Origin of the sequence: Streptococcus sp. 2018110 (genome assembly GCF_019754115.1) — a bacterium.
Taxonomy (GTDB): Bacteria; Bacillota; Bacilli; order Lactobacillales; family Streptococcaceae; genus Streptococcus; species Streptococcus hashimotonensis.
Window position 1 is genome coordinate 21,812 of the sequence record NZ_JAIJZO010000007.1, and the last position, 17,064, is coordinate 38,875.

The window sequence follows — 17,064 nt, forward strand, 5'->3', positions numbered from 1 at the left end:
CTAGGCTCCTTTCAAAATACGGATATTCCAAGCTACGTCTCTCCTCGCCTGCCACCTCAATAAACAGAGGGCATTGACCATAAACAAGGCAAAACTGATACTACTTATGAAAATGTGACCTGTCACTACCATGCTTGCTCCAAGGGCCAACAAGAGGGAAAGCAGTTGGAACGTTAGGTATTTCTTATGGATTCCCAAGAAATCCATCCCTGCAATTTCTTTGATGAAAATCTCACGTTTAAATTCTTCAAAGTATAAAAGATTCATGGTATTAAACAGGACAATTGATGTCACAATCCCTAAAATGGCACCCATAGATGTTGAAATGGTCTCTATCCGAATACGATCTAATAGTTCTTGAAATAGGGAGGAACTACTTCTCACTTCATTGACAAACTGAAACAGATTTCTTGCCTTCAATTCGCGCAAAAGTTTATCTCTGTTTTTAAATAGCAGACTGCTATCTACTTCATTCAGCCAAAAATCAGCAGATTCTTTTCCCAGACTTGACGGTGCCAGCACAACTAAAATAGGGTCTGTCAGGTATTGCACATGTTGACCAGAACGATGATTGTAGATAAATTGCTTCTGCCCATCTTTTAAATAGGCAACTTTTCCCTTGATGGTAGCTGAGCTTGCTTGATTAGCAGGTCTAACCATACGATTGATATAGTCTTGGTAAAGATGGAGATAGGTATCGCTTTCAGGGCGCAATTTTTCAGGTAATAGAAGTTGAAATTCACCTTCTTGTAGAGAAGGTAATGCTTCGTCCGACAAGTTTACATCCTGTATCTGCAAATAATTTAGACTAACGTAGAGGGTGTTTCCTGCTGGATGGTAGCTGTCAAGGCTTGTCCCATCTTCCAGTTGGGAGCCCATTAAATAGGCATTCAAATTACTTTTGACAAAGAGCGCGCCGTCTTCCTCCAAAGCTTGCTTTAGTAAAGGATACCAATTTTCAGGCGAATTTAGTCTTGAGCGACCATCCGCAGCAATGTTCCAAGCCAAACTATAGTAATCCTCTTCTTTCTCCCACTGCTGGGTGCCTACTTCGTATTCCTGCCAAATTCCTGAATAATAGACGGTTTGAGCCACACCCAATGACACCACCAGTAGAGCCAGCATTTGTCCCATAACCATAATGGTCAGGATTCCTTGCAGGGGCATCTTCCCTTTTAACAAGGGTAAAAAGTGATAGGTTCGAATGCCCAAGGTAAATGTAGCAGCGAAAAAAAGGACAATCAAACCAAGCAAGAAATGATAGCCCACCAAGGCTGCGACCAGATAGTAGACAGAATAGCTATCTAATCCGATGAGATAGGCCAGTCCAACTGCTGGAAGAACCACAAATGGGATAGCTAGAGCTATCTCTTTCGCATTTTCCTGTAGAGATAGTAGAAATAAATGCCAACGTGAATCTCCTGCAATCAAACGGATGCCTGCTGTGCGCAATTGCCTTACATTGGCAATCACGACCAAAGCCATATAGGTAATGAGAAAGACCAGTATGGCTAAGAATTGACCACCTTGTGTCAGAAATGCGAGTAAAGTAGCAATAGTCGAAGGCTTCCGAATCTGAACCTCGTCAAATCCAATCGAAACAAGAAGAGACCGAAGTTCCTCTACCGTCGCTTTTCCTTGGAGAATAAAATATTTGGTTAAAAGTGCAGACTCCACCTTTTCTGATGCCTGAAATTCCTCCAGCCCTCTCGGCAGGGGAGATTTACTAAAGTTATCATAGGAAAAGGTACGTCCACCTGATGTACTTGGCTCAATCACCCGCCTGGCAATCACACTATCCGTCTGTTGAGAATATTCCTCTAATCGCTGTCGTACATCTGAGTAAGTCACGTCCTCAGATACCGACAAGGTGGTCACAGAAGGATAATAATGAACAAGCATAGTCTCCTTTTGGCTGACGCCCAACCAAATCATAAAGACGGCTAGAATGATCGTCGATACAAGTACAAATTTTCCTTTCATTCTAACTTCATCTCATTAACTATCTGCCATTTAATACACTCAACTGGATTTTTTCTTCCCTTTTCGCTTGTTTGTTCAGTAACATCCAACTATTTATCAACAGAGCCACAACTACTCCTAGGCAAACAATAACTGACTTTGTCATAAACATTGCCAAACCCATACCAACAAGAGCGGAGCCGACTTGTTCTCCTAGATAAGAACCATGCAATTCGATAAAACGCATCCCTGCTATCCGCTTGATGGCTATTTCTCTTTTAAAGGTCTCAAAATATAGAAGATTCATCGTATTGAACAATAGTATGGAAGTGAATATTCCAAGGATTGTCGGAGATAGGGTCATAAGAATTTCAAGTTGAACATTTTTTCTCAGGGTGTTGTACTGTTGCCTGCTAGATAATAAGCTACCTATTGTATTTTGTAAATTGTATTTGTCCAACAGCTGTTCCAGCATCTCCTTATCTTTGAAAAATACAAAATCTGGTAAGGCATTTTCCCAAAAATAGGACGTTTCTTCAAAACTTTCAGGTGATAGAACAACAATCAACGGAGCCTGTAAAGATTGCTCATAATTTATAGGAGTATGATTGTAAATGAACCATCGCTTCTCGTCTGAAATGTAATAAACGTTTGAATGCAAACTTATGGATTTTTCTCCATCCGCAAGCAATTTTCCTACCATGTCCTCAAAATACGCTTGGTAAACACTCGCATCATTTTGCAAACTCTTTGGTAATAATAATGCAATTTCTCCCTTGCCTAATTGCTTTATCTCTTCCAGCTGATTGAAATCGTACAGGCCACCTTCTGATTGTATATAATTCGGCGTCACATACAGCACCCTTTCTAGAGGAATTTCCTTGCTGGATTCAATGATGGTATGTTGTTTTAGTGTGTTATGCCGTAAATGGTGCTGGACTAACATTACATTATTTTTCGCATATGATTCTAAAATTACATGAGACCAAGCTATTCTTTGTTGCTGAGCCATCGCTTCATCAGCTGTGAATGCTTCACGATTCAAAGACAGACTAAAAACATCTTGTCTTTCTTGCCAAGCCTTTTCTCCTATCGTTAGTGTATGGAGAACTCCAACATATGTCAATGTTCGACTAACACCAATAGAGATGATACAAACCGCTAAACACTGACCTATTAGTAAAATAGCAAAAATCGCCTTGAGAGGCAACGCTCCCTTCATTAGCTTTTGTAACTGAGAAATGTTTAATGCAATCATGAATCCAACACTTGTTGATAAAGATAGGAACAAAAGCAAACAAGCATAAAAGGCAATACCGATTGCTACAAAACGATAATATACCATTGGCCAACCCAAAATTAAAATAGCAATCAGTCCAAAAACAAGCGCCCCTACTGTAGCCAATGCTATATCTCTTCCATCCACTCTTAAAAAACGACTAGCAATCTGCCAACTCCTCACACCTGAAAGTATCTCTATCCCTGCTGACCGCAAGTAGACAATCTGTCCAACTACTGTCAATGCAAGATTTGTGAGTATAAAGATAATAAGGCCTAAGCTCGGAGCTCCTCTACCAAGAAATAGACTTAAACTGTTTAATAGGGTCGGTCTATAAATATAGCTATCCACCAATCCTAGTGACTGTAAGACATTTTCTACCGCTTTGATGTCCAGATTCCCTTTTACAACATAGTAATTTTCAGCTAAGTTGACCTGACTAGCTACTAACCTATCCGCTTTGACCAAGCCCTGTGGAAGCTCCCCCTTCCCAAAAACATCATAACTGGTAGTAGTTCGCCCACTATCATCTGTTTCTGTTATTGTCTTAGCAATTAGACTATTTTCCTTTTCAGCTAAATTTGTCAGGGCATCCGACACTTCTTCATAGGTCACTTCTTCCCCTCGACTTAATATGGAAACCGATGGATAGTAATGATAAACTAAAGAATCAAGTTGCAGACTCACTAACCATATACAGAAGAGACAGACGCTAAAAGTAGATAAATAAGTAAATACTTTTTTCATAACGAACCCCATTTGTACAAAAAGGAGGTGGACTCCACCACCTCCCTATCATTAGAACCCGTAACCAAAATCAACATGTTCTCAAACATTCGTTGATATAGCTTTTTATTTTATCTTAACATATTAACAGTTGATTTTCAACCAATTTTAATTATTTTTATAAAAAATCTATACTTGATTATTAAATATCTTTCGATAGATATTCTTTCAAACTAAGATAACTATTTTGCGGACCAAAAAATTTGAATAGACATTCCGCTTCTCTATAATAGGAGAGAATTTCATCTTTTGATAGAAATCCCTCTCCGACATTTGCGATTAAACAAAGCGTATCTGCCAAAAGATAACAACTCTTCTTGTCTCGCAAGATTTCGATTAGGTCTGTCAATTCATCAATTGCCTGTGACTGCCTCTTCCTTTTAAAAAGATAGTGAGCGTGATTGTAGCGAATCTTGATATACTTATGAAAACTCTCTGTGTTTGATATATCCAAGTGGCTAAGCTTTTCTGAAATCCCCTCATACAAACTGTCTAAAGCCTCGTCTCGAGAAGTCAAGGCATAAAAATTAACCAAGCTATTGTATACATCCAGATAAAAACTAGATGTCTTACTGATTCGATGACTAAGTTCTTCCATACGTACAATTGCAGTATCTTCCTTATGATAATGATGGAAGTCCACTATACAAGCCAGATAAGTTAAATATTCACTGCTTTCCTGCGAATGAACAGCTTCTTTCTGCTTCTCTGCCTCTACAAGATAAGCCAGTTGATCATAGGAACGAGTGAACAGAGCTTTGTCCACCAATCGTTTAAATACCGTAATATCAGGCGCTTTATCTGATACACTTTCATCAAAAAAATAGTCCATAGACACCTGTAAGCGTTGTGATAAGGCAAATAATATATCCGATGTAGGAGCAACTCCTAATTTTTCAACTCGACTAATCAAACTCTGCTCACAAATTCCCTCTGCAAGTTCCTTTTGAGTAAAGCCAAGTTCCTTTCTTCTATTTTTAAAACGTTTACTAAGAATCATTTTCATAACCTTTCCATATATATCCCTTAAGAAAAATCTCTATATAGATTATTATATCAAAATCATCTTTCTGAACATACAATTTTAATACACAAAAAGCCTATTCTTTGCGAATAGACTTTCTGCGCTCATAAATTTATTTAATCAACTCCAAAAACAGGCCATATCCTGCTTCTTCCATTTCCTCTCTCGGTATGAAACGAAGGGCTGCCGAGTTGATACAGTAACGGAGACCGCCTTTGTCTCTCGGACCATCGTCAAAGACATGACCTAAATGAGCATGACCAGCCCGACTGCGAACTTCGATGCGGTTCATGCCGTGGGAGAAATCTTGGAAATAAGTCGCAACTTCTTTGCTGATTGGTTTGGTAAAGGAGGGCCAGCCGCAGCCTGAATCGAATTTGTCCGTCGAGAGAAAGAGGGGCTCACCAGTCGTAATATCGACGTAGATGCCAGCTTGGTCGCTATTCCAAAACTCATTTTCGAAGGGTCTTTCCGTCGCAGCTTCTTGAGTGACTTGATACTGGAGATCGGTCAAGCTGTCTTTCAAGACCTGCTGGTCTGGCTTTTGGTAGTCGGCAACATCAATCAGAGGGATTTTTGCCTGCCCAAGATCGATATGGCAGTACCCTTGGGGATTTTTCTTGAGATAATCCTGATGGTAGTCTTCGGCGGGGATGTAATGCGCGAGTGGCTCCACTTCAACGGCTAGGGGACGTCCGCCAAAGAGCTGAGACTGCTCCGTCATGACCTGCTCGATGGTCGGCAAATCAGCCTCATCTGTGTAATAGATACCAGTCCGATACTGGCGCCCCTTGTCAGGCCCCTGCTGATTGACAGAGAAGGGATCAATGACGCGGAAATAATAAAGGAGGATTTCCCGCAAATGGATACGAGTCTCATCATAGGCTAGATAGAGTGTTTCTGCGTGATCTGTTTGTTTGAGGAGTTGATAATTGGTCGTCTCCACCTGTCCATTGGCATAGCCAACACTGGTGTCGAGAATACCATCAATCTGGGAAAAGTAGCCTTCCATCCCCCAGAAACAACCGCCTGCTAGATAAATTTCTTTCATGTGAACTCCTTCTTATCTGCAAGCGTGGTTTCGTCACCCTTACAGATTTTTTTCTTTCATTTCTGCTTCCATTTTGAGGCGTTGAACCTTCATGGTCGCAGTACGTGGAATGTCGTCATAAGCCATCAAGATGGGTTCTTTCAATAGTGGTAGATCTGCAACCATTGCCCACCAAGCTTCCCAGTTCATCTCAGTATCTTCTGCCAGAGCGATAATCGGCTGTGGTGCACCATTGACATCGCGTATAATCACGACTTCTGATAAAAAGTCCAATTTATCCAGCAATAAATCCTCCAAGGCAAGATTGCTGTCGATGTGCTCAATGAGGTCAACCTGACGGTCTTTTAGAAGAAGTGTACCCTCTGGAGTCATGCAGCCGTAGTCACCACTATCCCACCAAGCACCGTACACATTATCTTGGAAACGGGCATCTTCTTTATAGTAGGTCACAGCACGGCCTTTTGACAGGAACTGGATATGTCCGTTTTCTCCAGCTGGGAGAGGATTCCCTTGGGCATCTGTGATGCGTGCTTCTGTGTAACCTTCCAGACCAATCCCCATATCTCGTCCGCTAACTGTTCCTAGATTTTCCAAACGATGGTAACGTAAAATCATTGGACCACATTCACTTTGACCATAAACCTGCATAAAGACTGGATGTTGCTCTTTAGAAGCCTCCAAGAAGGCGCGAAGCGTACCAATATTGATAGCATCAAAGGTTGAATGGTAATAACGAATGCTACTAAAGACCTCTGGTTTTTCCTTGGCCAATCTTGCCCATTGGACAAAGTTATTAGGATGGGTTTCCAGAGCACTTGGACGATGAAGAGCAAGCGCCCGTTCAACATCATCTTTTCTTGCAGAAGAAAGCGGGTAGAGGGGGAATCCTAGCCCAATCGCCGACGACACGCCGATATTATAGCGTGAATGAACAGGGGAGATGTGGAAGGCCAGCAAGCCTCTCTCCGTCATCTTGTCAAAAATAGTCTGTTGCCATGCTACTCGCCAGCCCATGGTCTGTGCTGTGTGGCAGATTAGTTTTGGAACACCTGTCGTTCCTGAAGTATGGGTCATGTACTGAATGACATCTTCTGGCAGGAGATTTTCTTCAAAAGCAACTGCTTCTTGCACTAGGACTTGGGGTAAGAATACCTTTGTAACCAGGTCAGTTCGGGTCATTCCTGCCACACGTTCTTCCGTTTCCTGGTCATAGACAATGAAAGACTTTTCCAATCGCTCCGCAAACACATCTAAATTCGAAGATGGCAAATGGTAGGAAATCATAACAGGAACAGCACCCAATGCCGTTACCGCTACTGCTAACAAATAGGTGTCAAAAGCTGGGCTCTTATACAGAACCACCTTGTCCCCATAGCCAATACCTGCTGCTGCAAATTGGGCAGCTCTTCTTTGAATGGCCTCAAAAACTGTTTGATAGGTATTTTCCAATCCTAATTCAGGGAAGGATGCGTAGGGTTGGTCAAAATAAATGGCAACATTTGGAAACTCTTGAGCTGCTGTTTTAAACTGACGATAGAGATTTAATGGTTTGTAATTAATAGTTGACATATCTAACCTTTCTAAAATGACAATGATAAGGTTATTATAACATCTTGTGCCAACCTTCACAATCTGATTTTTTGAACATACTTTCAGTTGTGAAAAAAACAAGTAGCGAATCTGAACTCACTACTTGTTTACATTTTCAATTAACCAATCTCTGCCAAGATAGCTTTGATTTGATCTTTCGTGTGGACACCAGCAACTTGTTTCACAACCTGTCCATCTTTTTTGAACAAAAGTGTTGGGATAGACATGATTCCAAACTGACGAGCTGTGTTTGGATTTTCATCAACATCCATCTTGTAAATACGCAATTCATCTTCGTCCACTTCATCTGCCAATTGCTCCAAAATTGGTGCTTGCATACGACAAGGACCACACCATGGTGCCCAAAAGTCAACAAGGACTACGCCTTCTTGTGTTTCAACTTCAAAGTTTGCATCTGTAATAACTTGAACCATAATTTTCTCCGTTTCTGTTTTTCTACTATCATTCTACACCAAAAAAAAACAGAAAGCGAATTTTTGCTACGGAAGAGAAATGAGTTAAACCTATCTATAAAAATTTCAGTTGTAAAAACAAATGGGTAAAGCCAAACTTGTCCGCAACGATACAAGCGAGAAATGAAAAATTGTTTTGCTTATCAAATCCAATTGTAACAATGAGACAAGGTGACGGAGTAGGTGCTACGGAAGAGAAATGAGATAGACATGCTTAGACAATTGTGATTTGAAAGCATGTTGGTCATTCTAAACTAGACCGCAGGGAGACGAGGGGGGACTGGGTGACTGTTCTTCCTGTCAAATCCAGTTGTAGCAATGGGAAAAGATTTACGAAAGGGTGCTACAGGATGAGATATTAATCTACCTCTTCCAATTTTGTATATTCTTTTGCCTTTTCTTTCACAACTTGTTGTACCTTTTTTGAAAACTCGCCTTTTATACTTGTATCAAAACTGTTTGCAATCAATTTTACGGAATTTTCTCCATCATTTCCAATTGTTTGAACTTTCTTCTTGTGTTGTTTTAAAATTGCATTCTTTTCTCGCAGTTTGAGTGGAGCATAGATAGAGCGAATCAGCCAACGTTCAATTTCTTTCTCTATAGCATTAATCGTCACGTAGTCTATCTGGTCAGCTTTGGTATATAAATCTTGCAACATTTGATAAAGTTGATGCATTGGCTCTCCCTTCTATTCTCGATATTTTGTATAAATTTCGTCAATCTGATCTTGCATTTTTCGGTACTGGTTTTTGTAGTAGGTATCCAAGTCCTCTTGTTTCTGATCCAATCGGTGAATGGAGCTGTATCGCTCTTGATCGATTGCGGTATGCCATTCGGACATGCCATTGTTGAGTAACTGGTGCAAGTCTCCTGTCTCATCTCCGACTTGTCGCAATTCAAACAGAACTTCTTGATACTTTTCTTCCAACATTCGAGTCAATATTCGAGTGGTTTCTTCAACATTTTCATAATGTTCTTGTAGTTCTTTTTGAGCTTTTCGTTGTTGGTTCTCAATATCCTCCCATTCCCACTCTTTCTTCATTAACTCTGTCTTTAATTTATCGTACTGGTCCATTCTTGTATCCTCTGTGCTAACGTCTGGTCTTCCGTTACTTTCTGCTCGATCCCTGCTTGGATTTGACTTTCTAAGTCCACTAAATCCTGCTTGAGTTGATTGGAACGAGTGATAAACTTCTCGACTTGATTGGTGCTATCTCCTACCAGACTATGATAGTCAACACCTGCACTGCTGTAGGCCTGTCTCACTTCATCAGGACTCAAAATGAAGCCAAAAGGGACATTTCCTAAGCTACTGTAGACTTCATTTACTTCTGTAAGGGTGGAAGTGGTCTCTTTTTCGAGTGTTTGGTGAGTGGTTTCCGCAACCTTAACCAGTCCTTGAGCCAGGATGCGGGCTTGTTCGCTGTCCAGATAGATGGTTTCACGCGAACTGAAGCCACCACGGGATAGGGTTTGTTTCATCTGTTGGAAACGACTTATTTCAATGATGATCGCATTTACCCCCTCAGTGGAAGAAGTCTGTAGGACCTTAATATTGTCAGAAGAGTCTAACTGATAGCCATAGGTCATATGCTGATTGCCAAGATCGATATCCTTACTTTCCACGAAGTGGACCATCCCAACGGAATCTAAACTTCCTTTGTCTAGGTCACGCCCAACCATACTGACAGGGTCTTTGGGATCTGCATAATTGTGAATCAGCCCTTTGACGGAGTCGACCCGTGCTTTCTGTTGGTCGTCTAGGATGCCGTATATATTAGGCCCGTTATAGATATACGCGCTCTCTAAACGGTTAATGTCGGTGTCAGATAAATTAGCAATGGCGTACTGGACATCCATCGAACCTAGGGAGTGGCCGTACAGATTGACTTTTGCATTTGGGTAGGTAGCCATTATTGTATTTAGAGCTTCCGAAGATGCTTTTAATTGTCCACTCGCATGGTCATGGTTCTGGGTATAGTTCGGATGATCTTGGGCAAAGACGCGCAAACCTAAAAAAAGATCGTTTTCAACCCAGTCATTCCACACATCTGCAGGTTTTGACAACACTTCATTTGGTCCAGTCGAGCCTCGAAAGAGAACCGTAACTTCCGTAACCTGGTCTTTGGGCAAATTTGGATCTTTCACGACAGCATAAACCTGTTCACCATTGCCATTCTCATTGTCGAAGTCGAGGGTGACTGTGCCGATGGGATTATCATACTGATCGTATAGTTCGTAATCTTTTGTAATTCCCGTATCGTATTCAGACATTGCTACCTGAAGATTAGGTTCGTCTACATATTTAATTTTCCCCATTGGCACTCTCCTCTCTCAGCTTTTTAGATAGTTTAGCAGAGACTCCTTTATATGCGGAGTGATAAGAGCCCTCACCATTATCAATCAAATTAAAATCCATATACATAGCAGAATCATTGTTAACTGTTACTTGCACCATCAACCCGCCCATAGGATTGTATTTTAAACTGTTCGTGTCAATTTCATAAGATTGAATGACCCCATCTTCTTCAAAGGCATTGGGATCTCTTTTTTTCATGAAATCTTCATAAACCTTTCTCGCCTCCTGACTAGTGGCGATTGCGACCATTTTCTCATGTTCCTTGTGTTGCATATATCCAATTCCTCCAATTCCAATCCCGATTACTAACAAAATGCCGATAATAATCTTCATTACTTTTTTCATCCTAGACCTCCTTTATGAAATCCTATCAAGTAAGACGCTTTCTTACCTCATAGTATAGCATAAAACGAGTGACCGTAGACTGTAATCTGAGCATTAGGGTAGTCCTTCAGGACCTGGTTCAGAGTTCTGGAAGCAGACTGAAGTTGGGGCGTCACTTCTGACTTATTAGATATAATATTGTGCGCCATCGGCAAATCATTATCCAGCCAATCTGCTGCAGCGCCTTCCTTCCCTGGACCTTTAGAACCTTGAAACAAGACTATCACATTGCCGTCAGGCTCTTCAACCACATAACCATCCAAACCTGTTGCATCTTTGAGTACCTTACGGACTGTGACGATGTATCTAGGGTGTTCTAGGGTTCCGATATTTACCTCATCTCCAAATTTGTAAGCTGAATACTCTTTGTTGGCAATTTTCTGTCGATCACGATCAGTATACTTTTCAGTCATTGTTTATTTCTCCAACTAATTTTTTCACTTCAGAAGAATACCCTCCCCCGGAGTATTCAATTTTTCCTGTATTAGAATCCTTTTCTAATTCGAACACCACTCTTAACTTTCTATCTGAATTCAAGAAAATATTAAAACTTATCCCTCCCATAGGACTATGAATGATAGAAGAATCATCGATTTCATATGTTTTTATCAGCCCTTCCTCTGAAAGGGCTTCATTATCTAGATATTTAAGTTGTTCTTCTACAATCTTCCTCACTTCCTCACCCTTCACAACCTCTACCATCTGGTCGTGTTCAATTTTTTGCATCAACTTAAATCCTCCTATTCCAAGTGCTATAGCGACAATAATGCCAACTAGTATTTTAACAACTGTTTTCATATCAGACCTCCTTTATGAAATCCTATCAAGCAAGACGCTTTCTTACCTCATAGTATAACATAAATTTAGTGGTTTAAATATATTAAGTGGAAGAAGTCTGTAGGACCTTAATATTGCCAGAAGAGTCTAACTGATAGCCATAGGTCATGTGCTGATTGCCAAGATCGATATCCTTACTTTCCACGAAGTGGACCATCCCAACGGAATCTAAACTTCCTTTGTCTAGGTCACGCCCAACCATACTGACAGGGTCTTTGGGATCTGCATAATTATGAATCAGCCCTTTGACGGAGTCGACCCGTGCTTTCTGTTGGTCGTCTAGGATGCCGTATATATTAGGGCCGTTATAGATATACGCGCTCTCTAAACGGTTAATGTCGGTGTCAGATAAATTAGCAATGGCGTACTGGACATCCATCGAACCTAGGGAGTGACCGTACAGATTGACTTTTGCATTTGGGTAGGTAGCCATTATTGTATTTAGAGCTTCCGAAGATGCTTTTAATTGTCCACTCGCATGGTCATGGTTCTGGGTATAGTTCGGATGATCTTGGGCAAAGACGCGCAAACCTAAAAAAAGATCGTTTTCAACCCAGTCATTCCACACATCTGCAGGTTTTGACAATACTTCATTTGGTCCAGTCGAGCCTCGAAAGAGAACCGTTACTTCCGTAACCTGGTCTTTGGGCAAATTTGGATCTTTCACGACAGCATAAACCTGTTCACCATTGCCATTTTCATTGTCGAAGTCGAGGGTGACTGTGCCGACAGGAGAGCCATTCGGGGTTTTGACTACACTATTCTTCACCATATCTTTGTTATACTGACTCATCCCAATTTGAAGATGAGGATCATCTATATATTTTCCTGCCATAGCTACTCCTCTAAAAATGTTGATAATTCTCCAGATAGTATGTAATAAGCTGTACTATATGTCCCATCTTCATTATCAATTAGATTAAAACTCATCGTTTTCTTTTTATCATTGTTGACATAAATCTTTGTCATTAGACCACCCATCGGATTATATCCCAGTTCCTCCAGCTCAACCTCGTATGTTCTAATTTTACCTTCCTTGGTAAGAGCTGCTGGTTCTTCCATCCTTAAATATTCCTCATAAACCTTTTTCGCCTCTTCACTAGTAGCAATAGCGACCATCTTTTCATGTTCCTTGTGTTGCATATATCCAATTCCTCCAATTCCAATCCCGATTACTAACAAAATGCCGATAATAATCTTCATTACTTTTTTCATCCTAGACCTCCTTTATGAAATACTATCAAATAAGAGCATTTCTTACCTCATAGTATAGCATAAAACGAGTGACCGTAGACTGTAATTTTAGCATTAGGGTAGTCCTTCAGAACCTGGTTCAGACTTCTGGAAGCAGACTGAAGTTGGGGCGTCACTTCTGACTTATTAGATATAATATTGTGCGCCATCGGCAAATCATTATCCAGCCAATCTGCTGCAGAGCCTTCCTTCCCTGGACCTTTAGAACCTTGGAACAAGACTGTCACATTGCCGTCAGGCTCTTCAACCACATAGCCATCCAAGCCTGTTGCATCTTTGAGTACCTTACGGACTGTGCCGATGGAAACTTCCTCGTCAAAAAAATTTGTGATTACAACTTCATCACCTTTTAAATATGGAGTATATTCTTCATATGCTACCTGTTGTCTATCAAAATCAGTTAAATTTATTTTTATTTTTGAATTATTCATTTGCTTCCTCACCTAATAACTTAGTTAAATCGGATGACTTTCCGCCTCCAGCTAGCTTAACAATGCCATCCTTTCTTTTTTCAATCCCATAATTTATATAGAGATTGTCATCGTTATTCAAATATACGGAAAAATTTATCCCTCCCATTGGATTGTGGTGAATTGAGACATTGTCAATGGAGTAGGACCTTATTATTCCTTCTTCAGTTAACGCTTTAGCGTCATAAGAAATTAACCTCTCCTCAACCATTTCCCTCACTTCCTCACTCTTCACAATCTCTACCATCTGGTCGTGTTCAATTTTTTGCATCAACTTAAATCCTCCTATTCCAAGTGCTATAGCGGCAATAATGCCAACTAGAATTTTGACAACTGTTTTCATCTTAGACCTCCTTAGCATAAACCTGTTCACCATTGCCATTTTCATTGTCGAAGTCGAGGGTGACTGTGCCGACAAATTGTTTATTTTCAGTATAAACATCGCGACCTTCTATCATATCTTTGTTATATTGAGTCATTCCTACTTGAAGGTGCGGATCTTCTACATATCTATTCATCTATTTCCTCCTTTAAGGTTTTTGATAATTTTGGAGAGACGGTATAGAATGTTGAATGATAGGTGCCATCCCCATTATCAATTAGATTGTAACTTATATCCATATATTCATCCTCGTTTACTATAACGCTGACATTTAATCCCCCCATCGGGTTGTATTTTAAACTGCTCTCATCCACTTTATACCATTGGATCACTCCATCTTCTGTCAGTGCTTTCTCATCTAAATGATACATCATATCCTCATAAACCTTTTTCGCCTCTTCACTAGTAGCGATTGCGACCATTTCTTCATGTTCTTTATGTTGCATATATCCAATTCCTCCTATTCCAATCCCGATTACTAACAAAATGCCGACAATGATCTTCATTACTTTTTTCATCCTAGACCTCCTTTATGAAATCCTATCAAGTAAGACGCTTTCTTACCTCATAAGTATAGTATAGCATAACCTAGTAAGTACTTGAACTGTATTTTGACCCATCCTATTCCCTATATCGCAGAAATATAAAAGCAAGAATAGACTGACTCTATCCTTGCTTGCTAATTCCTTATTTAAACGTCACAATGGTACAGCCTGAGCCACCTGCATTTTGTGGAGCGTAGCCGAACTCCTTGACTTGCTTGTTTCGGCGTAGGTACTTGGTCACCCCTTCTCGGATAACCCCTGTACCAATACCGTGTACAATGTCGACTTGTGCCAGATTGTTGAGAAGGGCCTGATCGATAAATTCATCCAGTTCCATCATAGCCTCTTCGTAGCGTTTGCCACGGAGATCTAAGCGGGCTTTTGGTCCTCGTACATTGGCACGTTTGACTGTGTGAACCTGGCGTTTCTTAGGCTGCTCTGCCTTTTCCGCCTTGACTAACTCAAACTCATCTTTGGCCAAGGTCATCTTAATCAAGCCAACCTGAGCTTCCCACCGTCCATCTTTAAGCTGATTGGTCAAGGTCCCACGTTGTCCATAAGCTGTAACGATAATGTCATCGCCCACCTTGGCTTCCCTCTGAATTTTAGCTTTTTTCAAGACTTTGTTCTTAGACAAATCTACCACTTCAGGTGCCAACTTTTTCAGCTCTGCCTTGGCTTCGATAATCTGGTGGGGCTTAAGACTGGCTGCAGCATGAAGATTTTTAAGAATGTCCTCGCTTTCTGCCAATGCCATATCTACAATTTCCTTGGCTTCCAAGCGTGCCTTGTTGAGCTCATTTTCCCGCTCACGATTGAGCTCGTCATAGAGCTTGTGGAGGGCTCGGTTCATCTTGTAATTTTCTTGCTCCACATCACGAATCTTGTCTAAGCGACGGCGGCTTTCAACCGTTTGGTTTTCCAATTTCTCAATAATGCGGTTGACATCGCTGTCCGTATCCGTCCAAGATTGGGCTGACTGGATGATGATATCCGACAAGCCCAAACGTCTTGCTATTTCAAAGGCATTAGAGCGACCAGGAACACCCTGCATAAACTTATAGGTCGGACGCAGACTATTGGTATCAAATTCCATGCTGGCATTTTCAATACCAGAGGTTTCTATCCCATAGGCCTTGAGCTCAGGGTAGTGGGTGGTCGCCATGGTCTTGATCCCACGCAGACGAAGGTCATCCAAAATAGCCATTGCCAAAGACGCGCCCTCCTGCGGATCGGTCCCAGCCCCCAACTCGTCAAAGAGAATGAGGGAATCTTGATCTGCCTCCGCTAAAATCTGAACCGTGTGGGTCATGTGACTGGAGAAGGTTGATAAGCTCTGCTCAATCGACTGTTCATCACCAATATCCGCAAAAATTTCTTTGAAGATAGCTACCCGACTGCCCTTATCAGCCAAAATAGGCAAACCAGACTGAGCCATAAGGTGCGTTAATCCCAAGGTCTTGAGCATGATGGTCTTACCACCTGTGTTGGGACCTGTTATCACGATAGCCGTCAACTGACTACCGAAATACAGGTCATTTGGTACAGGCTCTGCAATGAGCGGATGTCGAACGTTGAGAAGGGCAATATCCTGCTTCTCAGATAGTTTGGGGACAACTGCTTGATGATCACGCGCAAAGAGATGCTTAGCACGGACGAAATCAATATGTCCGATAAGCCATGCATTGTTACGAATCACGCCACTATGCGGACGGAGCATATCCGACAATTCCTGCAAGATACGGTTGAGCTCATGGCGTTCTTCTGCTCGGAGGTGACTGATTTCTTCGTTCAATGTCACCACTGCCCGCGGTTCAATATACACAGTCGAGCCAGAAGCAGAAATGTCATGGACAACCCCTGCAATCTTATTGCGATAGGTATTTTTAACAGGAAGGACATTGCGTCCATTACGGCTTGCCAAAATGCTATCGGACAGCATGTCCCCCTTGGTCTTCAAAATATCCTGCATGACCTGACGAACTTGGTCTTCAGCTTCACGGATTTTTCTTCGAATACGGGCTAGTTTTTCAGAGGCAAAATCCTCTACAAAACCAGCATCATTGATGGACTGGAGGGAGCCTTGTAAATGTGGAAAAAGCTCAATCTTCTCAAAGAGTTTATCCAGCTGGCTAAGACTGACATTTTCCAGATTTCCATAAAAATCCAAGAGAGATTTAGAAACTTCCAGGACCTTTTTAACAGCTAATAGCTCAGCGATATTGAGGTCTGTATCCAATTCCAAACGACGCATGGCTGGACCAATGTCACTAGTAGCAGCCAGACTGAAATAAGGATTTTCCACAAAAATCTGCGCTATGTCTGTCAACTCGTCGAAGGCCTGTTGGATACGGTGGACTTCCACCATGGGCTCCAACTGTCGTAATTCTTCAAAGCCCTGTTCCGTCAAGAGATAGGGCTCAATTTTTTGTCTTACCTTGTGAAATTCAAGGGTTTCAATAATTTTATTATTCATTTGTTCCTACTTAGTCTTTTCCTTAGGTTTATCTCATTATCAAAACAATAATAAGATAAAAATATAGTCTTTCCCAGTCTCTTACATTAAAAGTATAACAGTCAACTAATACTCAATAAAAATCAGACTAGCTCCAAAGGCTTGGGAAATATTTGGAGGTTGGAGATAGAGCGAACGAAGTTCGTTTCT

The 17,064-nt window shown here is 41.2% G+C and carries 17 protein-coding genes and 2 pseudogenes; all 19 read right to left on the reverse strand.

The window, feature by feature from the left end:
- Complete coding sequence (locus K5Q34_RS05715; protein WP_221864658.1) at positions 1 to 1,983, reverse strand: DUF1430 domain-containing protein; 1,983 nt, start codon at positions 1,981 to 1,983, stop codon at positions 1 to 3.
- Positions 1,984 to 2,002: 19 nt separating this feature from the next.
- Complete coding sequence (locus K5Q34_RS05720) at positions 2,003 to 3,988, reverse strand: DUF1430 domain-containing protein (protein WP_105115835.1); 1,986 nt, start codon at positions 3,986 to 3,988, stop codon at positions 2,003 to 2,005.
- 181 nt (positions 3,989 to 4,169) lie between these two features.
- Positions 4,170 to 5,027, reverse strand: coding sequence for a helix-turn-helix domain-containing protein (locus K5Q34_RS05725; RefSeq protein WP_221864679.1), 858 nt, complete (start codon positions 5,025 to 5,027; stop codon positions 4,170 to 4,172).
- Between the two features lie 136 nt (positions 5,028 to 5,163).
- Entirely contained in the window at positions 5,164 to 6,102 is a 939-nt protein-coding gene (gene msrB / locus K5Q34_RS05730; protein ID WP_074391370.1) for a peptide-methionine (R)-S-oxide reductase MsrB, read from the reverse strand.
- A gap of 39 nt (positions 6,103 to 6,141) precedes the next feature.
- On the reverse strand, positions 6,142 to 7,671 hold the full coding sequence (locus K5Q34_RS05735) for an AMP-binding protein (RefSeq protein ID WP_221864659.1): 1,530 nt from the start codon (positions 7,669 to 7,671) through the stop codon (positions 6,142 to 6,144).
- Positions 7,672 to 7,811: 140 nt separating this feature from the next.
- Entirely contained in the window at positions 7,812 to 8,126 is a 315-nt protein-coding gene (trxA, locus tag K5Q34_RS05740; RefSeq protein WP_012775426.1) for a thioredoxin, read from the reverse strand.
- Between the two features lie 397 nt (positions 8,127 to 8,523).
- A complete protein-coding gene (locus K5Q34_RS05745; protein WP_221864660.1) occupies positions 8,524 to 8,844 on the reverse strand; it encodes a hypothetical protein in 321 nt (106 codons plus the stop codon).
- Positions 8,845 to 8,856: 12 nt separating this feature from the next.
- A complete protein-coding gene (locus K5Q34_RS05750) occupies positions 8,857 to 9,243 on the reverse strand; it encodes a hypothetical protein (RefSeq protein WP_024413256.1) in 387 nt (128 codons plus the stop codon).
- Complete coding sequence (locus tag K5Q34_RS05755; protein WP_221864661.1) at positions 9,222 to 10,487, reverse strand: alpha/beta fold hydrolase; 1,266 nt, start codon at positions 10,485 to 10,487, stop codon at positions 9,222 to 9,224. The genes K5Q34_RS05750 and K5Q34_RS05755 overlap by 22 nt, the downstream gene beginning before the upstream one ends.
- Positions 10,474 to 10,872: a DUF1310 family protein gene (locus tag K5Q34_RS05760; protein WP_221864662.1), complete on the reverse strand. Its 399-nt coding sequence runs from the start codon at positions 10,870 to 10,872 to the stop codon at positions 10,474 to 10,476. Before K5Q34_RS05760 ends, K5Q34_RS05755 begins: the two co-directional genes overlap by 14 nt.
- A 47-nt stretch (positions 10,873 to 10,919) precedes the next feature.
- On the reverse strand, positions 10,920 to 11,324 hold the full coding sequence (locus K5Q34_RS05765; protein ID WP_253214094.1) for a hypothetical protein: 405 nt from the start codon (positions 11,322 to 11,324) through the stop codon (positions 10,920 to 10,922).
- Positions 11,317 to 11,709: a DUF1310 family protein gene (locus K5Q34_RS05770; RefSeq protein ID WP_221864663.1), complete on the reverse strand. Its 393-nt coding sequence runs from the start codon at positions 11,707 to 11,709 to the stop codon at positions 11,317 to 11,319. The genes K5Q34_RS05765 and K5Q34_RS05770 overlap by 8 nt, the downstream gene beginning before the upstream one ends.
- 85 nt (positions 11,710 to 11,794) lie before the next feature.
- Positions 11,795 to 12,583: pseudogene (locus K5Q34_RS05775) on the reverse strand (esterase/lipase family protein); the annotation flags it as partial.
- 2 nt (positions 12,584 to 12,585) lie between these two features.
- Positions 12,586 to 12,963 (reverse strand): DUF1310 family protein, encoded by a 378-nt coding sequence (locus K5Q34_RS05780; RefSeq protein ID WP_044762595.1) that lies wholly within the window; start codon positions 12,961 to 12,963, stop codon positions 12,586 to 12,588.
- 65 nt (positions 12,964 to 13,028) lie between these two features.
- Positions 13,029 to 13,433: pseudogene (locus tag K5Q34_RS05785) on the reverse strand (triacylglycerol lipase); the annotation flags it as partial.
- A complete protein-coding gene (locus K5Q34_RS05790) occupies positions 13,426 to 13,815 on the reverse strand; it encodes a DUF1310 family protein (protein ID WP_221864664.1) in 390 nt (129 codons plus the stop codon). The gene K5Q34_RS05790 and the pseudogene K5Q34_RS05785, both read right to left, overlap by 8 nt.
- Before the next feature lies 1 nt (position 13,816).
- Positions 13,817 to 13,990, reverse strand: coding sequence for a hypothetical protein (locus K5Q34_RS05795; protein WP_205028770.1), 174 nt, complete (start codon positions 13,988 to 13,990; stop codon positions 13,817 to 13,819).
- Entirely contained in the window at positions 13,983 to 14,372 is a 390-nt protein-coding gene (locus K5Q34_RS05800) for a DUF1310 family protein (protein ID WP_205028769.1), read from the reverse strand. Before K5Q34_RS05800 ends, K5Q34_RS05795 begins: the two co-directional genes overlap by 8 nt.
- 169 nt (positions 14,373 to 14,541) lie before the next feature.
- Positions 14,542 to 16,875, reverse strand: coding sequence for an endonuclease MutS2 (locus K5Q34_RS05805; RefSeq protein ID WP_221864665.1), 2,334 nt, complete (start codon positions 16,873 to 16,875; stop codon positions 14,542 to 14,544).
- Positions 16,876 to 17,064 lie beyond the last annotated feature (189 nt).

Excerpts from the sequence above, each read along its gene's own strand:
- K5Q34_RS05715 (WP_221864658.1), bottom strand. The coding sequence starts at position 1,983 with ATGAAAGGAAAATTTGTACTTGTATCGACGATCATTCTAGCCGTCTTT.
- K5Q34_RS05720 (WP_105115835.1), bottom strand. The coding sequence starts at position 3,988 with ATGAAAAAAGTATTTACTTATTTATCTACTTTTAGCGTCTGTCTCTTC.
- K5Q34_RS05725 (WP_221864679.1), bottom strand. The coding sequence starts at position 5,027 with ATGATTCTTAGTAAACGTTTTAAAAATAGAAGAAAGGAACTTGGCTTT.
- msrB (WP_074391370.1), bottom strand. The coding sequence starts at position 6,102 with ATGAAAGAAATTTATCTAGCAGGCGGTTGTTTCTGGGGGATGGAAGGC.
- K5Q34_RS05735 (WP_221864659.1), bottom strand. The coding sequence starts at position 7,671 with ATGTCAACTATTAATTACAAACCATTAAATCTCTATCGTCAGTTTAAA.
- trxA (WP_012775426.1), bottom strand. The coding sequence starts at position 8,126 with ATGGTTCAAGTTATTACAGATGCAAACTTTGAAGTTGAAACACAAGAA.
- K5Q34_RS05745 (WP_221864660.1), bottom strand. The coding sequence starts at position 8,844 with ATGCATCAACTTTATCAAATGTTGCAAGATTTATATACCAAAGCTGAC.
- K5Q34_RS05750 (WP_024413256.1), bottom strand. The coding sequence starts at position 9,243 with ATGGACCAGTACGATAAATTAAAGACAGAGTTAATGAAGAAAGAGTGG.
- K5Q34_RS05755 (WP_221864661.1), bottom strand. The coding sequence starts at position 10,487 with ATGGGGAAAATTAAATATGTAGACGAACCTAATCTTCAGGTAGCAATG.
- K5Q34_RS05760 (WP_221864662.1), bottom strand. The coding sequence starts at position 10,872 with ATGAAAAAAGTAATGAAGATTATTATCGGCATTTTGTTAGTAATCGGG.
- K5Q34_RS05765 (WP_253214094.1), bottom strand. The coding sequence starts at position 11,324 with ATGACTGAAAAGTATACTGATCGTGATCGACAGAAAATTGCCAACAAA.
- K5Q34_RS05770 (WP_221864663.1), bottom strand. The coding sequence starts at position 11,709 with ATGAAAACAGTTGTTAAAATACTAGTTGGCATTATTGTCGCTATAGCA.
- K5Q34_RS05780 (WP_044762595.1), bottom strand. The coding sequence starts at position 12,963 with ATGAAAAAAGTAATGAAGATTATTATCGGCATTTTGTTAGTAATCGGG.
- K5Q34_RS05790 (WP_221864664.1), bottom strand. The coding sequence starts at position 13,815 with ATGAAAACAGTTGTCAAAATTCTAGTTGGCATTATTGCCGCTATAGCA.
- K5Q34_RS05795 (WP_205028770.1), bottom strand. The coding sequence starts at position 13,990 with ATGAATAGATATGTAGAAGATCCGCACCTTCAAGTAGGAATGACTCAA.
- K5Q34_RS05800 (WP_205028769.1), bottom strand. The coding sequence starts at position 14,372 with ATGAAAAAAGTAATGAAGATCATTGTCGGCATTTTGTTAGTAATCGGG.
- K5Q34_RS05805 (WP_221864665.1), bottom strand. The coding sequence starts at position 16,875 with ATGAATAATAAAATTATTGAAACCCTTGAATTTCACAAGGTAAGACAA.